Annotated in this window: 23 protein-coding genes and 1 pseudogene; 1 reads left to right on the top strand and 23 read right to left on the bottom strand. The window is 27.5% G+C overall.

The window, feature by feature from the left end:
• Positions 1-4: 4 nt before the first annotated feature.
• From accB to RGC78_RS04910, 8 genes are all read right to left on the bottom strand, one after another.
• Entirely contained in the window at positions 5-502 is a 498-nt protein-coding gene (gene accB, locus RGC78_RS04945; protein ID WP_252212981.1) for an acetyl-CoA carboxylase biotin carboxyl carrier protein, read from the bottom strand.
• An 11-nt stretch (positions 503-513) separates the two neighbouring features.
• Positions 514-1755 (bottom strand): beta-ketoacyl-ACP synthase II, encoded by a 1242-nt coding sequence (gene fabF / locus RGC78_RS04940; RefSeq protein WP_252212982.1) that lies wholly within the window; start codon positions 1753-1755, stop codon positions 514-516.
• Between the two features lie 17 nt (positions 1756-1772).
• Positions 1773-2513 (bottom strand): 3-oxoacyl-[acyl-carrier-protein] reductase, encoded by a 741-nt coding sequence (gene fabG, locus RGC78_RS04935; protein ID WP_252212983.1) that lies wholly within the window; start codon positions 2511-2513, stop codon positions 1773-1775.
• Between the two features lie 20 nt (positions 2514-2533).
• The gene (fabD, locus tag RGC78_RS04930) at positions 2534-3475 is read right to left on the bottom strand and encodes an ACP S-malonyltransferase (RefSeq protein WP_309556161.1); all 942 of its coding nucleotides are present in this window, start codon (positions 3473-3475) and stop codon (positions 2534-2536) included.
• Complete coding sequence (gene fabK / locus RGC78_RS04925; RefSeq protein ID WP_252212986.1) at positions 3468-4409, bottom strand: enoyl-[acyl-carrier-protein] reductase FabK; 942 nt, start codon at positions 4407-4409, stop codon at positions 3468-3470. The genes fabD and fabK overlap by 8 nt, the downstream gene beginning before the upstream one ends.
• Positions 4410-4517: 108 nt before the next feature.
• Positions 4518-4742, bottom strand: coding sequence for an acyl carrier protein (locus RGC78_RS04920; protein WP_252212987.1), 225 nt, complete (start codon positions 4740-4742; stop codon positions 4518-4520).
• Between the two features lie 126 nt (positions 4743-4868).
• Complete coding sequence (locus tag RGC78_RS04915; RefSeq protein ID WP_252212988.1) at positions 4869-5837, bottom strand: beta-ketoacyl-ACP synthase III; 969 nt, start codon at positions 5835-5837, stop codon at positions 4869-4871.
• Between the two features lie 14 nt (positions 5838-5851).
• Positions 5852-6301 (bottom strand): MarR family winged helix-turn-helix transcriptional regulator, encoded by a 450-nt coding sequence (locus tag RGC78_RS04910; RefSeq protein WP_252212989.1) that lies wholly within the window; start codon positions 6299-6301, stop codon positions 5852-5854.
• 246 nt (positions 6302-6547) lie between these two features.
• Between RGC78_RS04910 and RGC78_RS04905 the strand changes: the two genes are divergently transcribed.
• Complete coding sequence (locus RGC78_RS04905) at positions 6548-7198, top strand: hypothetical protein (RefSeq protein ID WP_309556159.1); 651 nt, start codon at positions 6548-6550, stop codon at positions 7196-7198.
• Positions 7199-7316: 118 nt separating this feature from the next.
• Here RGC78_RS04905 and RGC78_RS04900 read toward each other — a convergent pair whose 3' ends face one another.
• The 15 genes and pseudogenes from RGC78_RS04900 to RGC78_RS04830 form a co-directional block, all read right to left on the bottom strand.
• Entirely contained in the window at positions 7317-7820 is a 504-nt protein-coding gene (locus RGC78_RS04900) for a flavin reductase (RefSeq protein ID WP_309556158.1), read from the bottom strand.
• Positions 7821-8012: 192 nt separating this feature from the next.
• On the bottom strand, positions 8013-8936 hold the full coding sequence (locus tag RGC78_RS04895) for a tetratricopeptide repeat protein (protein ID WP_252212995.1): 924 nt from the start codon (positions 8934-8936) through the stop codon (positions 8013-8015).
• A 155-nt stretch (positions 8937-9091) separates the two neighbouring features.
• Complete coding sequence (locus RGC78_RS04890) at positions 9092-9400, bottom strand: VTT domain-containing protein (RefSeq protein ID WP_309556155.1); 309 nt, start codon at positions 9398-9400, stop codon at positions 9092-9094.
• Between the two features lie 215 nt (positions 9401-9615).
• Positions 9616-9777: pseudogene (locus tag RGC78_RS04885) on the bottom strand (GNAT family N-acetyltransferase); the annotation flags it as partial.
• Between the two features lie 190 nt (positions 9778-9967).
• On the bottom strand, positions 9968-10375 hold the full coding sequence (locus RGC78_RS04880) for a RidA family protein (RefSeq protein WP_309556152.1): 408 nt from the start codon (positions 10373-10375) through the stop codon (positions 9968-9970).
• A 269-nt stretch (positions 10376-10644) separates the two neighbouring features.
• A complete protein-coding gene (locus RGC78_RS04875) occupies positions 10645-10917 on the bottom strand; it encodes a CD3324 family protein (RefSeq protein WP_309556151.1) in 273 nt (90 codons plus the stop codon).
• Between the two features lie 463 nt (positions 10918-11380).
• Entirely contained in the window at positions 11381-12019 is a 639-nt protein-coding gene (locus tag RGC78_RS04870) for a Vat family streptogramin A O-acetyltransferase (RefSeq protein ID WP_309556149.1), read from the bottom strand.
• Between the two features lie 614 nt (positions 12020-12633).
• Positions 12634-13068 (bottom strand): N-acetyltransferase, encoded by a 435-nt coding sequence (locus RGC78_RS04865; protein WP_350339620.1) that lies wholly within the window; start codon positions 13066-13068, stop codon positions 12634-12636.
• Between the two features lie 10 nt (positions 13069-13078).
• The gene (locus RGC78_RS04860; protein ID WP_309556148.1) at positions 13079-13342 is read right to left on the bottom strand and encodes a CD3324 family protein; all 264 of its coding nucleotides are present in this window, start codon (positions 13340-13342) and stop codon (positions 13079-13081) included.
• A gap of 604 nt (positions 13343-13946) precedes the next feature.
• Positions 13947-14876, bottom strand: coding sequence for a hypothetical protein (locus RGC78_RS04855; RefSeq protein WP_309556147.1), 930 nt, complete (start codon positions 14874-14876; stop codon positions 13947-13949).
• A gap of 186 nt (positions 14877-15062) precedes the next feature.
• Complete coding sequence (locus RGC78_RS04850) at positions 15063-16133, bottom strand: DUF4179 domain-containing protein (RefSeq protein ID WP_252213018.1); 1071 nt, start codon at positions 16131-16133, stop codon at positions 15063-15065.
• Positions 16126-16692 carry a sigma-70 family RNA polymerase sigma factor gene (locus tag RGC78_RS04845; RefSeq protein ID WP_252213019.1) on the bottom strand — a complete coding sequence of 189 codons (567 nt, stop codon included), beginning with the start codon at positions 16690-16692 and terminating at the stop codon, positions 16126-16128. Before RGC78_RS04845 ends, RGC78_RS04850 begins: the two co-directional genes overlap by 8 nt.
• 277 nt (positions 16693-16969) lie before the next feature.
• Positions 16970-17392 (bottom strand): MarR family winged helix-turn-helix transcriptional regulator, encoded by a 423-nt coding sequence (locus RGC78_RS04840; RefSeq protein ID WP_252213020.1) that lies wholly within the window; start codon positions 17390-17392, stop codon positions 16970-16972.
• Between the two features lie 215 nt (positions 17393-17607).
• A complete protein-coding gene (locus RGC78_RS04835) occupies positions 17608-18537 on the bottom strand; it encodes a 2-dehydropantoate 2-reductase (RefSeq protein WP_252213021.1) in 930 nt (309 codons plus the stop codon).
• Positions 18538-18572: 35 nt separating this feature from the next.
• Entirely contained in the window at positions 18573-19619 is a 1047-nt protein-coding gene (locus tag RGC78_RS04830) for a PTS sugar transporter subunit IIC (RefSeq protein WP_309556145.1), read from the bottom strand.
• Positions 19620-19913: the final 294 nt, after the last annotated feature.

Below are 19913 nucleotides of genomic sequence, written 5' to 3'. Positions count from 1 at the left end.
AACATTAATCCTCCTTAATTTCAAAGAGTTTTTGTCCAAACTCAACCATATCTCCATCTTTTGCAAAACACTTTACTATTTTTCCATCATAATTACTTTCAATTTCATTCATTAACTTCATTGCTTCAATTATGCAAATTACTTTTCCCTTTTTTACATAATCTCCTTCTTTAGCAAATGACTCGCTATCAGGAGATGGTGATGAATAAAATGTTCCAACCATTGGTGATGTAATTATTACTGTGTCTTCTTCTACAGTTTCTTCTGACATATTACTTGATTTATTCTCTGGGAAATTATTCTTTTCTTGTATAGGTTCCTCTTTTGTATGAAGGTTGCTTTCCTTTTTTGTAGTCTCTTCTTCTTTTTCTACATTTCTATTTAAGCTTCTAGTTAAAGACTTATCCATTTTTATATAGCTATCATTTGATTTTAATTCAAAGTAAGCTAAATCCGAAGAATTTATAATATTTATAAGTTCTTTAATATTTTGAAAATCCATAAAATTACCTCCTACTTTTCTTCCCATCTCTTAAATAATAAAGTTGCATTGTGTCCACCAAATCCTAAAGAATTTGTTAAAGCATACTTAAGTTCTTTTTTTCGTCCCTTATTTGGTACATAATCTAAATCTAATTCTTCATCTTTAGTTTCATAACCTATTGTAGGAGGTATAAAACCTTCTTCAAGTGCTTTTAAACACACTATAGACTCAATAGCTCCTGCTGCACCTAATAAATGTCCTGTCATTGATTTTGTAGAAGATATTGGAATGTTATATGCATCTTCTCCAAAAACTTTTTTAATTGCTGCTGTTTCAAATTTATCATTTAATTGAGTTGAAGTTCCATGAGCATTTATATATGAAACTTCAGTTTTATCTATTTTAGCTTCATTAATTGCTTGACTCATAGCTTCTGCTGCTCCAAAACCTTCTGGATGTGGAGATGTAATGTGGTATGCATCACAAGTTGAACCATATCCTACAATTTCACCTAATATATTTGCTCCTCTTTCTAACGCTGAATCTAAAGATTCAAGTAATAATATTCCTGCACCTTCCCCCATTACAAAGCCACTTCTATTCTTATCAAAAGGAGTTGAAGCTTTAACAGGATCATTTGAAGAATTAAGTGCTTTCATACTATGGAATCCTTCAACACCAATTCTTGTTATTGGAGCTTCTGCACCACCTGCTAACATAAAATCAGCGTATCCATGTTTTATATATCTAAATGCATCTCCAATGTTATTTGTACCAGTTGCACATGCTGTCACTACTGATGTACAAGAACCTTCAAGTCCATATTGAATAGATATGTTTCCAGCAGCTAAATTGATAATTGCCATTGGAACAAAGAATGGTGACATTCTCTTTGATTTACCTGTAACTAATTTAGTACATTCAGTTTCTATAGTTGCAAATCCACCTATTCCCGAACCTACCATAACACCAAATCTTTTTTTATCTACTTTTTCTAAATCTATTTTAGAACTTTTCATAGCTTCCTCTGCTGCTATTAATGCCATTTGAGAAAATCTATCTAGTCTTTTACATTCTTTTTTACCTAAAACTTCTTCTGGATTAAAATCCTTAAGTTCTCCGGCAATCTTAACATTAATTAATTCATTATCTATTAACTTAATAAAATCTATTCCTAATTTACCATCTTTATTGTTTTTCCAAAATGTATCTACATCATTTCCTATTGGAGTTAATGCTCCCATTCCTGTAACAACAACTCTTCTTTCCATAACTCTATACTCCTCCATTACATTACCATTCCACCATCAATATTTATAACTTGACCTGTAACATAGTTTGAGTTTTCACTTGCAAGAAACGCTACAACACCAGCTACATCTTCTGGAGTTCCAAATCTTTTTAATGGTATGTTCTTTTTTGCTTCTTCTTTAACTTTTTCACCTAAAACACTAGTCATATCAGTTTCAATAAATCCTGGTGCAACTGCATTTACATTTATACCCCTTGCGCCAAGTTCTTTAGCTAAAGATTTTGTCATGCCTATAACTCCTGCTTTAGAAGCTGCATAGTTTACTTGCCCTGCATTACCTGCAACACCAACTACTGATGAAATGTTTATTATCTTTCCATGTTTTTGTCTGACCATGACAGGAGTGATTGATTTTAAGCAATTAAAAACTCCTTTTAAATTTACATCTATAACATCATCAAAGTCTTTTTCTTTCATTCTAAGAATAAGGGTATCCTTTGTTATTCCAGCGTTATTTACAATAATATCTATAATTCCGAATTTACTTTTTGCTTCACTTATAATATTTTCTACATCTTCTAACTTACTTATATCACCTTTAACAGTTAAAACTTCTACGCCCATTTTTTCTATTTCAGAAGCTACTATTTTTGCTTCTTCTTCGCTACTTCTATAATTCAATACTATGTTTGCACCAAGAGAGGCTAATTTAAAAGCAATTGCTTTACCTATACCTCTTGCAGCTCCTGTAATAATTGCACATTTTCCTTTTAGCATTAATAAAAATCCTCCTTAAGCTAAATTTCTTCTAATGTTAATAATAATTTATTTAATGATTCCATATCTTCTATATTTAATACTTTAACGCTTCTATTAATTTTCTTTACAAATCCACTAAGAACCTTACCTGGTCCAACTTCAATAAATGTATTAACTCCATTTTTTATCATATCTTCAATAGTCTTATCAAAAAGTACAGATGATCTTATATGTCTTTTTAATAACTCTTTAAAATCATCTTCTTTATCATAAGGTAACCCTTTCACATTAGAATATACAACTTTATTTAATGAATTTATATTTGTATTCTTTAATGTGTTATAAAATTCTTCACTTGCATTGTTTAATAATGAACTATGGAAAGGTCCACTTACCTTTAAAGGTATTCCTAATCCTCCAAGTTCCTTTGCAATTTTCACTGCTTCATCAATAGCTTTATTTTCCCCAGCTATAACTACTTGTTTTGGACAATTGTAATTTGCTGCTTCTGCAATGCCAAACTCACTTGCTCTTTCTAATAGATTTTCTAATTTTTCATTATCAAGCTTTAAAATAGCTGCCATCTTTCCAAGACCTTTTGGAAGAGAATTTCCCATGATTCTACCTCTCTCTTTTACAAGAAGTAATCCTTCTTCCAAAGAAAGCGCTCCTGAAAAAATTAGTGAAGCATATTCACCAAGACTTAATCCTGCAGTATACTTTGCTTCAATATTATTTACTTCCAAAGCTTTTAATGCTACTAAAGAAGCCACTACTATTGTAGGTTGAGCATTTTCTGTTTGCATTAAAACTTCTTCAGGACCATTAAATAGCATATCTTTTATTGGCATATCTAATATTTTTTCTGCTTTATCAACTATTTCTTTACATTCTGGTATTTTATCATAGAATTCCTTTGCCATACCCACATATTGGGCACCTTGACCTGGAAAAAGGAATGCAATATTTTCACTATTCATGATTTCCTCCAAACAACACAAACCTTTGCTTTGCTTCTTCAAACATCTCTTCAATAATTTCCTTTGATGTTTGTTCTTTATTAATTAAGCCTGCAATTTGTCCAGACATTATAGATCCATTATCCACATCACCATCTACTGCTGCTTTCTTTAAAGTACCTGCTCCTAATTCTTCTAATTTTTCTGGACTTATACCTTCTTTTTCTAACTTAGCATACATTCTTGATAGTTTGTTTTTAAGCACTCTTACTGGATGACCTGTAGATCTACCTGTAACTTCTGTATCTATGTCTTTAGCTTTTAATATCTTATCTTTATAATTTTGATTTACTGTACATTCTCTTGCAACTAAAAATCTAGTTCCAACTTGAACTCCTTCTGCTCCTAACATAAAAGAAGCTGCAATTCCTCTTCCATCACCTATTCCACCTGCTGCTATAACTGGTATGCTTACTGCATCTACAACTTGTGGAATTAATGCCATTGTAGTAAGTTGACCTACATGACCACCTGATTCTGTACCTTCTGCTATAATTGCATCTGCTCCTGCTTTTTCCATTCTCTTAGCAAGGGCTACTGATGCAACAACTGGTATTACCTTTATATTATTTGCTTTCCATCTTTCCATGTACTTACCTGGACTTCCTGCTCCAGTAGTAACAATAGCTATATTTTCCTCACATACTAGTTCCGCTATTTCTTCTGCATTTTCAGACATTAACATTATATTTACACCAAAAGGTTTATCTGTTAATTTTTTAGCTTCTCTGATTTGTTTTCTTACCCATTCTGTTGGTGCTGCTCCTGTTATTATTCCAATTCCACCTGCTTCACTTACCGCTGCTGCTAAAGATGCATCTGCGATCCAAGCCATACCTCCCTGAAATATTGGATACTTTATACCAAGTAGATCACATACTCTATTATTTGCCACAAATAATTCCTCCTAATAGTGTTCTTACAAAAATACTTATATTATATAATTAAATCGGGAATACTTATTTGCATACCCGACTTAACTTGGATGTTAGTATTTTAAATTTTAATTATTCGTCTTATTCTTTACATATTCAACTGCATCTTTTAAGCTCTTTAACTTTTCAACTTCCTCTATTTGAATATCGAATTTTTCTTCTAATTCAATTACAACTTGGAATAAGTCTAAAGAATCTGCTCCTAAATCTTCAAATGTAGTTTCTAAAGTTATTCCATCCTTTTCTACACCTAATTGTTCACATATTATATCTCTAATTTCTTCAAATAACATAATTTTTTCCTCCTTGATGTCTCTTTTTTTATTTATCTTTAAATTAATAGTTAACTATATTTTAAGTATCTGTTTATATATTAATATCTCAACACTTTACTAAAACATAGCCTAATAATTTAATTTTTACCATTCTAGTAATGTAGCTCCATAGCTTAATCCACCACCAAAAGCTACTAAAAGTATCTTATCTCCTTCTTCTAGAAGATTTTTTTCATATAACTCATTTAAAGCTAATGGCACTGAAGCTGAGGATGTATTTCCTGTTTTATCTAAATTTATATAAAACTTATTTATATCTATCTTTAATTTTTTAGCAACATAATCTAATATTCTTATATTAGCTTGATGAGGTACTATGTACTTTATATCATTTAAGCAAACATCTGTACCTTCTAATACACCATCAATTCCTTTAATAATAGCTGAAGTTGCAAATTTAAAAACTTCCCTACCATTCATCTCAACATATTGGTTGCTAATAAAATTTTCTTTAGTAAAAGGAGTGTTAAAATCAAGCGCACCTATAGTCAATGAATCTCCTTTTTTCCCATCTGTTTTCAAATAGGAATTAATTATTCCATTCTTTTCATCTCTTACAAGTACTGCTGCTCCACCACCATCACCAAATAATATACATGTTCCTCTATCATTCCAATTAATAACTTTAGAAAGTGTTTCTGCACCTATAACAAGTGCATTCTTGTAATTTAATGATTTCATTAATGAATTTGCAGTTTCTAATGCAAATACAAAACCTGAGCAGGCAACATTTATATCAAATGCCGCAGCCTTATTAGCATTTAATTCTTTTTGAACTAAACACGCCACAGATGGCATAAACATATCTGGAGTAATAGTTGCTACTATTATTAAATCTAAATCTTCAGAATCAATCTTTGCTCTCTCAAGGGCAACTTTAGCGGCTTTCACAGCAATTTCCGAAGTATTTTCACCTTCTGAAATTCTACGTTCTTTTATACCTGTTCTTTCAACTATCCACTCATCATTAGTATCAACAAATTCACTAATTTTATCATTTGTAACAACGAGTGATGGTAGATATCCCCCTACTCCCCCTATTTTAATATTCATACTTTTCTCCTTAATTATTTCAATTTATATTTTTCTCTTAAAAACTCATTTATCTTATTTAATGCTGAAATTAGCATTGCTTCTTCTTGTTGTGTTAAGCTTTCTATTGAGTTACTAACCATATCATTATGAAATTTTTCATGTAATCTATAAGCTAGTTTTCCTTTTTTAGTTAAAGCAATTAAAACAACTCTTCTATCTTCTTCTATTCTGCTTCTTTCTACATAACCTTTTTTAATAAGTTTATTGATTGCAGTTGTTAATGTTCCAACTGTTATTTTTAAATCTTGAGCTACTTCAGACATAGTTCTTTTTTTATACATTCCAATTGCTTCAATAGTATGAATTTCAGTAATTGAAAGATCTGAAATTACTCCTTCTTTTATTGTTTGTTCTTCTATTTGTAAAATATCATTAAATAATTCTACTAATATCTGATTGACTATCTTTTTTGATTGATTCATCTATTTATTTTCCTCCAGATAAAACATTAAATATTTGACTTAGTAATTTAATTTCTGCAATCAAACATTTTGATAATCAAAATATACTACATTCAAAATAAATTGTCAATTATTTTGAAAATATATTTTCGTTATTTACCATTATTTTCTTCATATCCCCAAACTTTTAATTATTGAATACATATGCTATAATTGTTATGATATTTTAAAGTATTACTTATTTTTTTAAATAGGGAGGAAAGAATAATGGTAAAAAAATTGATTTTAGCTACAGTTCTAATGTTAAGTATAGCTTTAGTAGGTTGTTCTTCAAATTCAGCCACTAATACAAAACCAGAAGACAATACTGTAGTAGAGAATCCAAAGACAGATAATGAGAATGATATCAAAAAGGACAATCCTACTGATACTTCTAAAGATGATAAAAATGATAAGAATAATAAAAAAGAAACTGAGGCATTCTCTATATATACTGAAGATGCAGATAATATGGAAATAAAAGAAATTTCAACTATTGAGCTAAACAAAGATTTAAGTTTAGAAGATAAATTAAAGAAGTTATCAAAGGCTCTTTCTGAAAAAACATTTGATAACTTACCAATAGAAGTAAAATCTATTGATACTGTAGATGGCAAAAAAATTGCTACTATAAACTTAGATGAAAGTGCAGTTAATAAAGGTGTAACTAGCAATGCTGATTTAAAGAAACCTAATTGGGCAGCTAATAAATTACAAGGTTCTACCGGTGGAGAAATATCTGAAAATAGTTTATTAGAAACTTTTCTTCAAGTAAAATATAAAGGTGAGTGGATTGATGGAGTAAAATTCTTATATAAGAACGAACCAATCGAATTTGAACATACACCTAATTTATCACAAATTAATTATAGAAAATAATCATTAAAATAACAATAAAGCTATTACTTAATTGGACAACCCAGTTAAGTAATAGCTTTTTATTGTGAAAATAAAAGACTCTGTTTAATAACATATTTAAAACATAGATAAATACTTATTATTTAGTATAGCTTTCTAATATTTCAGCAAAATATAAGACATGCTTTGATTCACCTTCGCCATAGAATTTATTTTTTATTTCAGGATCAATATTATCTAAATCCATCTCTTGTTTAAACATTATTTTGCACTCATAATATTTATTACATCCATGAACTATAGGACTACTTACACTTTTGCTAGGTATAAATTTTATATTAGCTTCTTTTTCTTTGTCTATCTCTCTACCTGATTTTGTTCCGCATATAGTAAGTGCTGATTTCATACTTCCTTCAAATGGTATACTAACTGTATAGTTATCACCAGAATCTAAAAATTCTTTAGTATATCTTGTTTCTCTAACTAGTGCCATAAATATAGGTCGTCTCCAAATATAACCTACACTTCCCCAGCTAATTGTCATAGTATTAGCTTTATTTTCGTCTCCACATGTTAAAAATGCTCCTGTTTTATAAAGATTATCCATTGAAATCTCTAAACCTTCTGTAAAAGTTTCCTTCATAAGCCTTCGCCCCCACTTTCTTTAATATTTATTTTAGCAAAGTATTCATATATGTATAAGCAAAGCTGACGAGAGTAATTGAACTTAAGAAAACTAAAAATTACAATGCCACTTTACCTATTACATATATGAACACATATTTAAAACACATAATTTTTGCATCACTATATAAAATAATACCATATTATTCTATTAAATGTTGTTTATAAATTCTTTGTATTCCTTTAAATCTCTTATAGGATCAAGTTCTTTATCTTTTTTCATATAATCTAAGAATAAATCATTTAGCTCTATACACTTTTCTACATCTTTTAAAGCCTTTAATAATTCCTTTGTATTAACATAGAAGCAAGCTCTATTGTAATATAAGAATCCTTCTTCTGGATTTATTTCTATTCCTTTATTTATTACATTTATTGCAGTTGTAAAATCATTATCTTCCCTATATATAACAGCTAAATTTAAAAAACTATATGTATATGTAGGATTTGCTTTTATAGACTTTTTATAATAATCTATAGCTTCTTGTTTCTTATGTAATTTATTTGATATTACAGCTTTGTTAAACAATATTCTATAATGTTTAGGATTTATTTCTAGAGCCCTATTTATATATTTTAACGCTTCTTCATTTCTATCTAATTCTTCAAAAATGCAAGCTAAGTTCGCATATCCCCATAAATCATTGTTATTTAATTCAATAGTTTTTTTATAATTTAAAATTGCCTTTTTTTTATCACCTAATTCATCATATATATTGGCTAAAAAGAAATATGCTTTATCATAACTTGAATCTTTTTGTATTGATATTTTGTAATACTCTTTTGCTTTTGACAAATCGCCTAATTCATCATATATAGTTCCTAAACCATAATAAGCTCTGGGTTCATCTTCATCTAAATTAATTATTTCTAAATATTTTTCTTCTGCTTCTTTTCTCAAACCAATTTCATCATATAATAATGCCATATCAAGTAAAAATTCTATATCCGTTTTACCTACATTTAATGCATATGCTTTTTTATAAAATTTTAAAGCTTTTAATAAGTTTCTCTCACTTTTTAAATTTCTAGCCATATTTAAATAATTATCGTACAAATAATTTTTATTTTCCATGTTTATACTTCATCCTTGCTGATTCTTTATAATAACTAATTTAGTATATCACTAAAAAATTCAAAAATAAAATGCTTTCATAACAAAATATTTCATTAATTATAAAAGCATTTATTAACATATATAAAGGTAATAATCTTATTAAAAAATACTAGTTAAGTGCTTTCTTTGCCTTGACTCTTCACTAATTTTTTTAAGTATCTATTATTAACTGAAAAGTTTTCTACCTTTTTCTTAAAACCTTTTCTATATGACCAAAACGATATAGCTGCACCTATAGTCTCTCCTAATAATGATATAAAAAAACCTTTTATAGGACCAAAGAAAATAATATTAGCACCAGTAACAAATATAGAAGGAATTACTCCTAATACTGCTATAATTACACTAGCAAAAATACTTATCATTAAAGCTATATTCCTATAATTACTCATTATATTAATAAACACATCTGTATTCATCATATGTTAATCTCCAATCTAAAATTTAGTATTAGTAAATTCTAATAATTATAGCATAGTAATTTAATATTTGAATATATATTACTTATAACTTCATTACTTGTGGTACGGTTCATAATTTCTTATTCTAAATATAAATTAATCCTCAACAATACCTTGTCCAGATTTCCAATGTAAAATCCATAGTTTTCTCCGATGTCCCATCCCTTTATTTATCATTATGCATGAGACAATACAGGGAACATTAAATCTTCTGTTTTAAATGGATTATCTTTTCCAATCTTAATAAAAAGAGTAGTATCCTCTTCATTTACCAAAGTTTTTTCATAAGATGAAATATTATTTGGTGTAAAGCCTAAAATCACCTTCTTAGTTTTCTCATTCATTATTAAGTATATATTTTATTATTAACTAATAAATTTTCATCCATTTTTAATTTTTCCCTTCCCTTATTTGCATTATATTCTTATATCTTATCCTAGTATTTTTTATGATACAACCTTAATAACTTTTACTAAATAAAAATGAGCCATAAACTATATAAAACTAGTTTATGGCTTATTAAACTGATTATTTTGCAGCCCATAATTCTATTTCTATTTTTAATTCAGGCAACCCTAATGCACTTATATATGCAATAGTCATTGAAGGATATTCTGTACCAAACAATGAATCCCACTTACCATATAAGTAATTCCAATCAATTTCTTCAGTTGCCCAAATATTAACTTTAATTACATTATCAGCGGATAATTGTTGAGATGCTAATAAATTAGCAATATTTTTAAACGTATTTTTCACTTGATCATTAATTGATTCAGGAATATTGTTATCTATACCCACACCTACTTGGCCTGAAGTCACAAAAATCTCAGCATCCTTTGGTATCTTTGTTATATGACTATATTTTCCCACAGGAGGCGGAATAGCTGAAGGGTTTACTCTTTTAATTTTTTCAATCTTCTGTTTACTTATCATTTACTTATACCTCACTTTATTAATTTTATAGCAATTTTTAGAATCAAAATTGTTATCTTTAAATACCATCTACTTTTATTAAAATTATTTTATAAAAAATCAGCTTAAGTTTTTTCATATTATGTTTTATAATTTAATCTAATTTTATCATACACTCTTTGCTTATTGCACGTTTGAGAATACCTCTGTAAAGATTTTGAGCACAAATGAAAATTGCAACTCTCTTTATATAAAAAAGTGGATACTTAGCCTCAGACTAAGTATCCACTTTAATATGTATTATGTTGGCATATTATTCTTCTTATACTACTTTGAGATAGATAATATTCTTCAGCAAGTTCTTTAACTGACATACCGTCTTTATATTTATTATATATCTCTATATTTCTTTCTCTTATCTCAAGCTTTGAACCACTTGATTCACCCCAAGACCTCTTATTTTTAAATTTTCTTGGTATATATAAATAACCACCATCCATGTATTCTTGAATTAATTCAAGAATATCTTTAGGTAATACATCTTGTGCTTTTTTATATTTCATTTTATCTACTCCTATTTACTTTTGGGGTAAATAATTAAGCAAAAACTGCACAAAACACTTATTTAAATTTTTATATAAAACCCCTGGCAAGTCATGTTTTGATTTATATTACAGTCTTTGCTCGGAGCTTAATTCAATAAATCTGATTAAATTTATTAACATATGCATCCCCCCTTTTAATTTATTTGTTCTGTAGTTATTACATCTTATCAATTTAATCTTTAAGCCATAAACTATATAAAACTAATCTATGGCTCATTAAATTAATCATTTTCTTTTTTGCTGTAAGTATATAATCTTTTTTATCATTACCTCACATTTGTAGTTTTTATCATGGATTTGGCAAATAAATTCTCTACATCTTCCACCATGATTTTCTTTTATCTCAATAGTAAGAGTTAATAACAGAAACCATATGGACTCCCCAATTTCTCCTATGAAAAATTACACACACTTTAAAAAGTTATTTTATATACTTAATTTCATCTAAATCTGAGCTGCAAATCACTTCAAGATTTTTAAAAATCTTTTCTTCAGTCCAATCCCACCATTTTAAACTTAATAAGTATTTTATTAATTCATCATCAAACCTCTTTCTTATAATTCTACAAGGGTTCCCCCCAGCAATATGATACGGAGGAACATCTTTTGTTACCACAGAATTAGCAGCAATAACTGAGCCATCTCCGATATGCACGCCAGGCATTACTGTAACATTCTGTCCAATCCATACATCATTACCAACCACAGTATCACCTTTTAGAGGTAAATCTTCAAGGGTAGGTATAGTTCTTTCCCATCCATTCCCCATAATATTAAAAGGATAAGTTGTTACAGAATTCATTCTATGATTTGCACCATTCATTACAAATTCTATGCCTTTTGCAATAGCACAAAATTTTCCTATAATAAGTTTATCACCTATAAATTCATAATGATGAGTAACATGTTCTTCGAACTTTTCTGCTCCATTTATATCATCATAATAAGTGTAATCCCCAACCTGAATATTAGGATTTTTAATAACATTTTTTATATAGCAAATGCTCTTTATATTTTCATTAGGGTAAATACTATTTGGATTTGGTCCAAATTTATCCATATATCTTATCTCCTTTAATATATCCAAGCACGGATCTGTCAGTTTCTCTGTCATTAATAAGATAATAAACCCTTTCTGTAACTCTTGTTAAACCCATAAATTTTTCCACCTTTCTTAATACAAAATTAAAACTCCCCATAGACAAACAATATCATCTAGGGGGAGTTAATTTATTTAAAAATCTTTTATTATATTTAAATTAAATTTAATACAAAACATATATTTTAGCTTAACAAAAATAAGCATATATAATATATGTGTATTTAAAGTTACTTTATTTTTTATAAAAGAGTTTAATAGAAGATATTGTTCTTAAAATGCACACTTAATTAAAGTTCCATACTAGAACTTTAAAGCATCTTAAACTATTTAATTTTAATAGTTTAGTTAAGAACAACTAAAATCATCTCTTCAAGTCTCCTTTTTTATAAAATAATCACTTCAAATAGTATCACACAGCATTTTTACTGTCAATGTTTTTGTTTAGCAGCCTGTAACTAATAAAATATTATTAAATATATTATTAGTTAACTGTTCAACATAACTTTATATCATTTCAAATCCAAATTTAGTAAAAACATCATTTACTTATGGTATGATTCTCCGTAACTACTCTAAATGAGGTTTTCCATTATATATTCAGCAAAACCTGAATCCTCGTTTTGTTGTTCTTTAATTACTTTAAAACCTTTCTTTTTATAAAACTCAACAGCATCTTGATTTTCTTTATAAACTGCTAATTCTAATTTTTTATACTTATTAATTACATAGTCAATTAACTTACTACCTATTCCCAAGCCTTGATAATCAATATCTATAAATAACGCACCTATAAATTCATTATTTATTATACTTATAAATCCTATAATCTCTTGTCCATCATCATATACAAAAGTATCCGCCGTAGGTATATACACATTTTTTACAACATCATAATTATTCTCCCAATATTTTTTATCAATAAATTTATGTGCTTTAATTGTGCTTAACTTCCATATTTCCATAACCTTATCTAATTCTTGTCTCTTTAATGTTCTAACTATACACATAAAAAATTCCTTATCTACTCTTATTTATTATTTTTCTTATAGTATGTTCTGATAAATAATATTTTTTTGATATCTCTTTTATATTGTAGCCATTTTCGTACATTGAAATTATCTGATTATTCCTTTCAAACATAATTCTTTTTGCACCAGTTTTTTCTCCCCACTTTTCTCTATTATCATACTTTGGTATATATATTAAATTACCTTGTATATATTGTTGAATTTGGTATAGCAACTCTCTAGGTAATACTTCTTCAGCATTTATATATTTCATATTTCAATTCTCCTCATAATAAGATTTATAGTAACTCTTTATGAGGTCGCTTCTTTTTATAGCTATTCTTTTAAAGAGTACTATATTATTTTAACGAAGCTAAATATTACAAACATCAAGTCACCTCCTAATTTATAAATTTATTAGTATATTATACATCACTTATTCTAACTTTAGTTAGCCTAAAACAATTATAATCATTTTTAACTAAGATATTTATATTACTTATGGTACGATTCTCCATACCTTATTCTAAATACAAAAATAGTAGCTTCACTTTCAATTAGTAAGCTACTATTTCTTTTAAACTCTAACTTCAAAAATAGTTTTATCATCTACATAATATTCACTATGAGTATATTCTTTATTTTGATTAAGACACATGAAATAGACAAAAGAGGCATTATATATTCTGTGTCAAACAAGGAAGCAAGTTCAGTTAATAGCGGGCTATTAGCTAAATTTGCTGACACAATATGACGCAAAATAGATGCGCATACTAGGCTATTATTTTTTTGAATGTGCCTAAAGTTGAATATTTATTTTATGTTTATTATCTCGATCTATGACTGTATAGTTTTAAATTCAGCATCTGGAATAAGTATTATATTCTATTGTTTTGTCTTTGCATTTCTAAATAATCTGATACAATCCTCTCACCATCCACAGAGTTAACCTTTAGCCAATCCATATAAAGATTACCAAATTTATTATAACACCATTCTGTTGAATATGAACTAAAATGGTTAAACATTTGATATATATATCTTACAGAATTATATCTCTTTATACCATTATCATCTACCCATTCAACAACTTTGTTTAAATCAATATTTCTTATATCTTTTACTTGTACTGTTTTCATATTTCCATTTAATTTATAATGAATCTCGACTATGTCCTCATATTCATGACCTCTAATTTTTTGCCACCCTTGCATATCTCCAGTTCCTGATTCAACATATAATTTCTTCTGCTTATCTGAAAACTCATTTTTATAATCATCATAAGGCGCTTGATTTTGATTAACAGGTTTCACTACATATGCAGTTAATGTAGGAGCATAATATCCAATGCCCATATTCAAAATTTCACATGCTGATTTTAGAGAAACAAAAGTTGTATTTTTATATAATATATTCCTAGAATTAATGCTTTCTCCATGAACTTGAATATTAACATTATTAAATGCTACATCAATATCATTTACTCCTTTTGGAATTACATCTTTGGGTTCCTCATATAATTTACAAGATTCACCAACACTCCCCGCAGGCATTTGTCCAATGTATATTGTATTTGTAGGTTCATAATAATGCACAGATAAGTTAAGTAGTTTTGAAAGATTGCATATTGGTAAATAAATAGTATCATTATATACCATATTATCGCTTTCAAAATTAACTCCATTAACATTAATATTAATCTCATTAAAAGATACCCTAATATTGTTGTTCCGAGTATTTGCAAATGCCGAAGTTGGCATAATAAAAATTGTAATTAGTATTAACATAAGCATTCTTTTTATTTTCATTGTTATCTCCCCCCTTTTTTAATATATTATATCATTATTTTTCCATATAATCCATATTTTATTTAAGAGTTGTAATTTATAGATTTCTCTTCACTTTCCACATATTATATAATTTAGATAATAAAAATCTTACATCATCCTTATCTTATATACTATCTATTATTTACTTTGATTAAAGTTGAATATTTATTTAATATTTATTATCTCATCAAATATTAATTCTTTTCCAATCTCTTTATAGGAAGTTTCACTTTGACCTTTTGATTCAGTTATTGTTTCGCCCTTTTCTAATATGGGTTTATTTATTATAACCCTAATATTTTTACTTTCATTAGAAGGTGCTTTAAAAATAATATTTTCAGTTTTATTATCTTCATCTATACTACTATCTGAAAAATTAAGTTCTTCTCTATTTTCATCATAAATCGAAACTTCATAGTCACTCCACTTACCTTTGTTATAAGTTAAACTAAATATCATATCAAAAGGTGTTATTGATAGCGAGTTTAAATTTACACTGTCATTTCCTATGTTATCTAGATTTACAACTCTTTTAATATCTTTATTCACTTTTACAGGTATTTTAAAAGCCCATGTACCAGATTTCACATCACGTTTTTCATCATTTTCTACTGAATCAGTTTGAAATGATATGTATTTAACTTGAAATATAAATTCATCTGGGATAGATATTTTTAGCGATGACAGTTTATACTTTTCCATACCGACGAAAGTATTATCATCAATAAATTTTCCTTCAAGACCAGCAATTCCTGTATTGTCTAGTTGTTTATTAGAGAAATCTACTTTATTATATTCTTCACTTGTTATAAGTTGATTCATTGTTAAAGGTGCCTCTCCCCACGACGTATATTTAAAAGGCTTTTCACTCTCAACAATATATGTTACATATAAAGATTGTCCATCGCATAATATATCAGACAAAGTTACACCTACTCCATTAGAGTATGCTGTTTCATTGACTGATGTAGAGTATTCTGAATAATTACTTGGAAAGTATATATTTTTTTCAATAGCTTGAAATACATTTCCAACAATAGGTATTTTAGCTGCTAATGCTGGATTTGAAAACCCTATAGTTAAAACAATAATTAAGGAAGCTGCTGTAATCCCTAAATTTCTTCTAATAAGTTTTTTTCTTTTAATATTTTTTAAATCTACAGCTCTTTTTACCCCAATATCTATAAAATCATCTATATTATCTGGTATACTAATATTTTCATAGTTCTTATTCATTTAAAAAGTCCTCCTTTAAAATTTTACTTAAATCATTTTTAGCTCTTTTCAAATGACTTTTAACTGTATTTTCTGGTATCTCCATAATATAAGATATATCTCTTAACGATAAATCATTAAAATACTTAAGGATTATTACTGTTTTATAGTTATTTCTCAATTTATCAATTGCTTCATATAAATCAAGTTTTTCCTCAGTAGATATAAACTCTTTTTTAATCAATATATCATTATCATTTAAATAAGTAATTTTTGCATTTTTTCTTATTGTATTTATACATTCATTTATTACTATTTTTGTTATCCATGTTTTAAAAACACTTTCTTTTTTTAGTTTTTTTATATTAATAAATGCCTTATATGTGCTTTCTTGTAATATATCTAAAGCTATCTGTTCATTTTTTACATAACTATAAGCAATTTTATAAAGATATGTTTTATTTTCCTTTATTAAACTTGTAAATGCTTCTGAATCTCCTTTCATGGCCATTTTTACCAAACTATTTTTCATTAGACTTTTATTATAAAATCTATATACTAACGTATTTTCATTAATCATATTATCTCCCTTAACATAATGATTTTTATTTTTACACCCATACCACAAATTCTAAAAGAATACTAAAGTATTAATATATATATATATTAGCTAAGCTTTCTTTATAAATAGACTGTAACTTATTTAAATGCCTTATTACATCTATTAGACAATTAATGATTATAAAAAGTTGCAAAAAATAAAATGCTTTTCTAACAACTTATTTCGTCATTAGAAAAGCATTTATTATAATATATTTTTAATACATTGTCCACATTTGAGTTACTTGTATAACGCTCTACTTAGATTCTAATATCCTTGCAGAATCATTTGTTATCTTGGTTAATAAATTATAGTCTTCTCCTAATATTTCTCTATAACGATTATGTAACTTTAATCTGTACTTTTGTATATCCTCTTGAATTTTTTCTCCGTCATTAGTTAAATATATATGAGATAATTTTCCTTCAGCTCGTCTCTCAACTAAACCATTTATAACCAATTTATCTATAAGTCTCGTTATTGTAGATGGTTTTAAGTGAAGTTCTTTGCTTAATTCCTTTTGTGTTATTCCAGGTTTAAACTTTACGCCAAGAAGTATATATACATATGTAGGAGATAATCCTAGTGGCTTTAACTCGTCTTCAGCTATTTTGGCTGCTATCTTTTTTAATCTAGTTGCAGTGAAAAATAAACACTCACAAAAATTTTGTTCAAGCATTATGCCCTCCGTTCTAATTTTTTATAATTTTATCTATATAAATAATATATTAAAGATAATTTTTAAAATTTGCAACTAAATTAATACCACTATTTTATATAAAAGTATTTCTTTACCCTATATTTTATTATCAAGATCGTTATTTAATTGTATAAATAATATCAAAAAAAGTTGATTACTATTTAAATAATAATCAACTTTTTAAATAACTGTATTTATTTAACAAGTAATTGTTCTTTTGCATGAACCATAGTTGTTAATAAATCATTACATTCTGTATTTATATTAAATTCTTTACCTTTTCTAGATACATATCCATTTATATAATCAATCTCTGTAAGACGATGATTTTGAATTAAATCTTGATGCATTGATGGATAGTGTTCTCCAGCTTGGCTTGGATCATATATTTTTTCTATTCCTTTTGCAACTTCCTCAACATTTAATTCTACTCCATATTTAGCAGCAATATCAGCAAATTCTTTTATAATATTACGAATAAGCTCTGGAGCTTCTTTTAGCTCTCCAAACTCCTTAATATTACAATCTAAAATTGTGCAACAACTATTTAAAGTTCCATTTACACATGCTTTACGCCATATTGAAAATATAACATTTTCACTATAATGAGCTTTTAATCCTGCTTGATTTAATATGTCACAAATCTCTCTTGCTTCTACTTCCATATTAGAATCAATATTTTGTACTTCTAAGCTTCCATCTCCAGTTAATACAACATGTCCAGGACCTGCTAATCCAGCTGTCCATAAAGTTACACCCATAAGTATATTTTTACTATCAACATATTTTTCAATAGTTTCATTATGACCTAATCCATTTAATAGGCATAATACTCTTGTATGTTTTCCTAAAATATTATTTACAGATTTTAACATAGATTCTAATCCCATTGATTTAGTAAATAAAATTACTAAGTCTGGAACTTCTTTAGCATCTTCTGGTAACATTGCTGGTATTTTTACCTTCTTACATTCTCCATTTTCTTCAACTGTTAATCCTTCTTTATTTATAGTATCTACATGATCCTTCCATGCATCTATTAAGAAAACTTCATTTCCAGATTCATGTAACATATATCCATAACGTGAGCCCATAGCTCCTGCTCCAACAATTGCAATTTTCATTTCAATTCACTCTCCTCTTTTGCTTCAATTACAAATTAAATATATTTAAAAATATTTTCATCATATAAATGTATAACTTTTCTACAGAACCAATCAATAACAAATGCACCTACAAAAGGTATAACCACAAATGCTATTAATACTCCAATAATTGATCCCGAACTATTTATAGCCGCTAAAGGACCAACTAATCCAACTAATCCAAATCCAGCACTATTCGGTGTACCTAAGATATTAAACAGATAAGCACCTATTCCACTTAAGATACCATTTGCAATAATAGGTACTGCTATTATTGGATAGGTAACTAAATTCGGCATCATCATTTTCATGGCTCCTAATAACACAGATAAAGTAACTCCACTTTCATTCACTTTTCTTGATCCAATTACTAAAACAGCTGTACAAGCAGTAACCCCAATAGCAGCTGCTCCGGCACCTAGTCCTGTTATTCCTATGGCAATTCCTATTGCTACAGTTGAAATTGGTGAAATAATTAAAACCGAGAATGAAACACTAATTAAAATACACATTAATAATGGTTGTAACACTGCGAAATTATTAATTAAGTTTCCTATTGTTATAGTAATTTGTCTTACATATGGAAGCATAAGCATTCCAATAACACCCACACCAGCTCCAACAATTGGTAATAATAATATTGTTAACGATCCTAATTTATTTCCTATTAATCTAACAACATATACAGCTATACATGCAACTAGCATTATGTTTATTAAATCGCCTATACCAACCATTTGTACTCCATGTTCTGTGACTTTATAAGCACCTGAGCCTAAGAATACTGCTGATCCAACAATAACTGATTGCATAGGATTAAGATTAAATTGTAATCCTACTAATACACCTACAATAACTGGAACTATAAATTGCATAATACTTACAGCATTGTAAAGAATGGAAAATATTGGAGAAACATCTATTAGTCCTTTAAATATTGAACCTAGAATTGCATTTGGAATTAATCCTACAACAATTCCAGTTGCAGTTCCAGCCAAAACTTTATTTAAATAATCTTTAGGTGTTAATTTGTCTTTTTCTACTATATTCTTTTCTATCATATTCATCTTCTTCCTATTTGTAAATTTTCCCTTAAATAATTGTTTATTTTTTATCATTCTGATTTAAAATTTTTTTAGTTGTATCTTCGATAAATTACTAGTAACTCATTGAAAGTTAGTTATATTAACTTAAACTTTAATATATAATTCCTCATTTGTATGTACAACTAACTTTTCAAAAGTAAATATATCATATTTAAAAACAAATTTCAACACATTAAAATTATAAAAGTTAAAAAAATAACAATATATTATATAAATCAACAATTTTAGAGTATTTTTATAGATAAATGT

The sequence above is a fragment of the Clostridium aquiflavi genome, from assembly GCF_031344075.1.
Taxonomy (GTDB): Bacteria; Bacillota; Clostridia; order Clostridiales; family Clostridiaceae; genus Clostridium; species Clostridium aquiflavi.
This window is presented reverse-complemented; position numbering and strand designations above follow the sequence as displayed.

Coding starts and splice junctions, on each gene's coding strand:
- RGC78_RS04915 (WP_252212988.1), bottom strand. CDS start 5,837: ATGAATATTAAAATAGGGGGAGTAGGGGGATATCTACCATCACTCGTT.
- RGC78_RS04905 (WP_309556159.1), top strand. CDS start 6,548: ATGGTAAAAAAATTGATTTTAGCTACAGTTCTAATGTTAAGTATAGCT.
- RGC78_RS04880 (WP_309556152.1), bottom strand. CDS start 10,375: ATGATAAGTAAACAGAAGATTGAAAAAATTAAAAGAGTAAACCCTTCA.
- accB (WP_252212981.1), bottom strand. CDS start 502: ATGGATTTTCAAAATATTAAAGAACTTATAAATATTATAAATTCTTCG.
- RGC78_RS04890 (WP_309556155.1), bottom strand. CDS start 9,400: ATGATGAATACAGATGTGTTTATTAATATAATGAGTAATTATAGGAAT.
- RGC78_RS04875 (WP_309556151.1), bottom strand. CDS start 10,917: ATGAAATATAAAAAAGCACAAGATGTATTACCTAAAGATATTCTTGAA.
- RGC78_RS04900 (WP_309556158.1), bottom strand. CDS start 7,820: ATGAAGGAAACTTTTACAGAAGGTTTAGAGATTTCAATGGATAATCTT.
- RGC78_RS04850 (WP_252213018.1), bottom strand. CDS start 16,133: ATGAATAAGAACTATGAAAATATTAGTATACCAGATAATATAGATGAT.
- RGC78_RS04855 (WP_309556147.1), bottom strand. CDS start 14,876: ATGAAAATAAAAAGAATGCTTATGTTAATACTAATTACAATTTTTATT.
- RGC78_RS04845 (WP_252213019.1), bottom strand. CDS start 16,692: ATGATTAATGAAAATACGTTAGTATATAGATTTTATAATAAAAGTCTA.
- RGC78_RS04910 (WP_252212989.1), bottom strand. CDS start 6,301: ATGAATCAATCAAAAAAGATAGTCAATCAGATATTAGTAGAATTATTT.
- RGC78_RS04860 (WP_309556148.1), bottom strand. CDS start 13,342: ATGAAATATATAAATGCTGAAGAAGTATTACCTAGAGAGTTGCTATAC.
- fabG (WP_252212983.1), bottom strand. CDS start 2,513: ATGCTAAAAGGAAAATGTGCAATTATTACAGGAGCTGCAAGAGGTATA.
- RGC78_RS04840 (WP_252213020.1), bottom strand. CDS start 17,392: ATGCTTGAACAAAATTTTTGTGAGTGTTTATTTTTCACTGCAACTAGA.
- RGC78_RS04830 (WP_309556145.1), bottom strand. CDS start 19,619: ATGATAGAAAAGAATATAGTAGAAAAAGACAAATTAACACCTAAAGAT.
- RGC78_RS04835 (WP_252213021.1), bottom strand. CDS start 18,537: ATGAAAATTGCAATTGTTGGAGCAGGAGCTATGGGCTCACGTTATGGA.
- fabD (WP_309556161.1), bottom strand. CDS start 3,475: ATGAATAGTGAAAATATTGCATTCCTTTTTCCAGGTCAAGGTGCCCAA.
- fabF (WP_252212982.1), bottom strand. CDS start 1,755: ATGGAAAGAAGAGTTGTTGTTACAGGAATGGGAGCATTAACTCCAATA.
- RGC78_RS04920 (WP_252212987.1), bottom strand. CDS start 4,742: ATGTTATTTGAAGAAATTAGAGATATAATATGTGAACAATTAGGTGTA.
- RGC78_RS04895 (WP_252212995.1), bottom strand. CDS start 8,936: ATGGAAAATAAAAATTATTTGTACGATAATTATTTAAATATGGCTAGA.
- RGC78_RS04865 (WP_350339620.1), bottom strand. CDS start 13,068: ATGTGTATAGTTAGAACATTAAAGAGACAAGAATTAGATAAGGTTATG.
- RGC78_RS04870 (WP_309556149.1), bottom strand. CDS start 12,019: ATGGATAAATTTGGACCAAATCCAAATAGTATTTACCCTAATGAAAAT.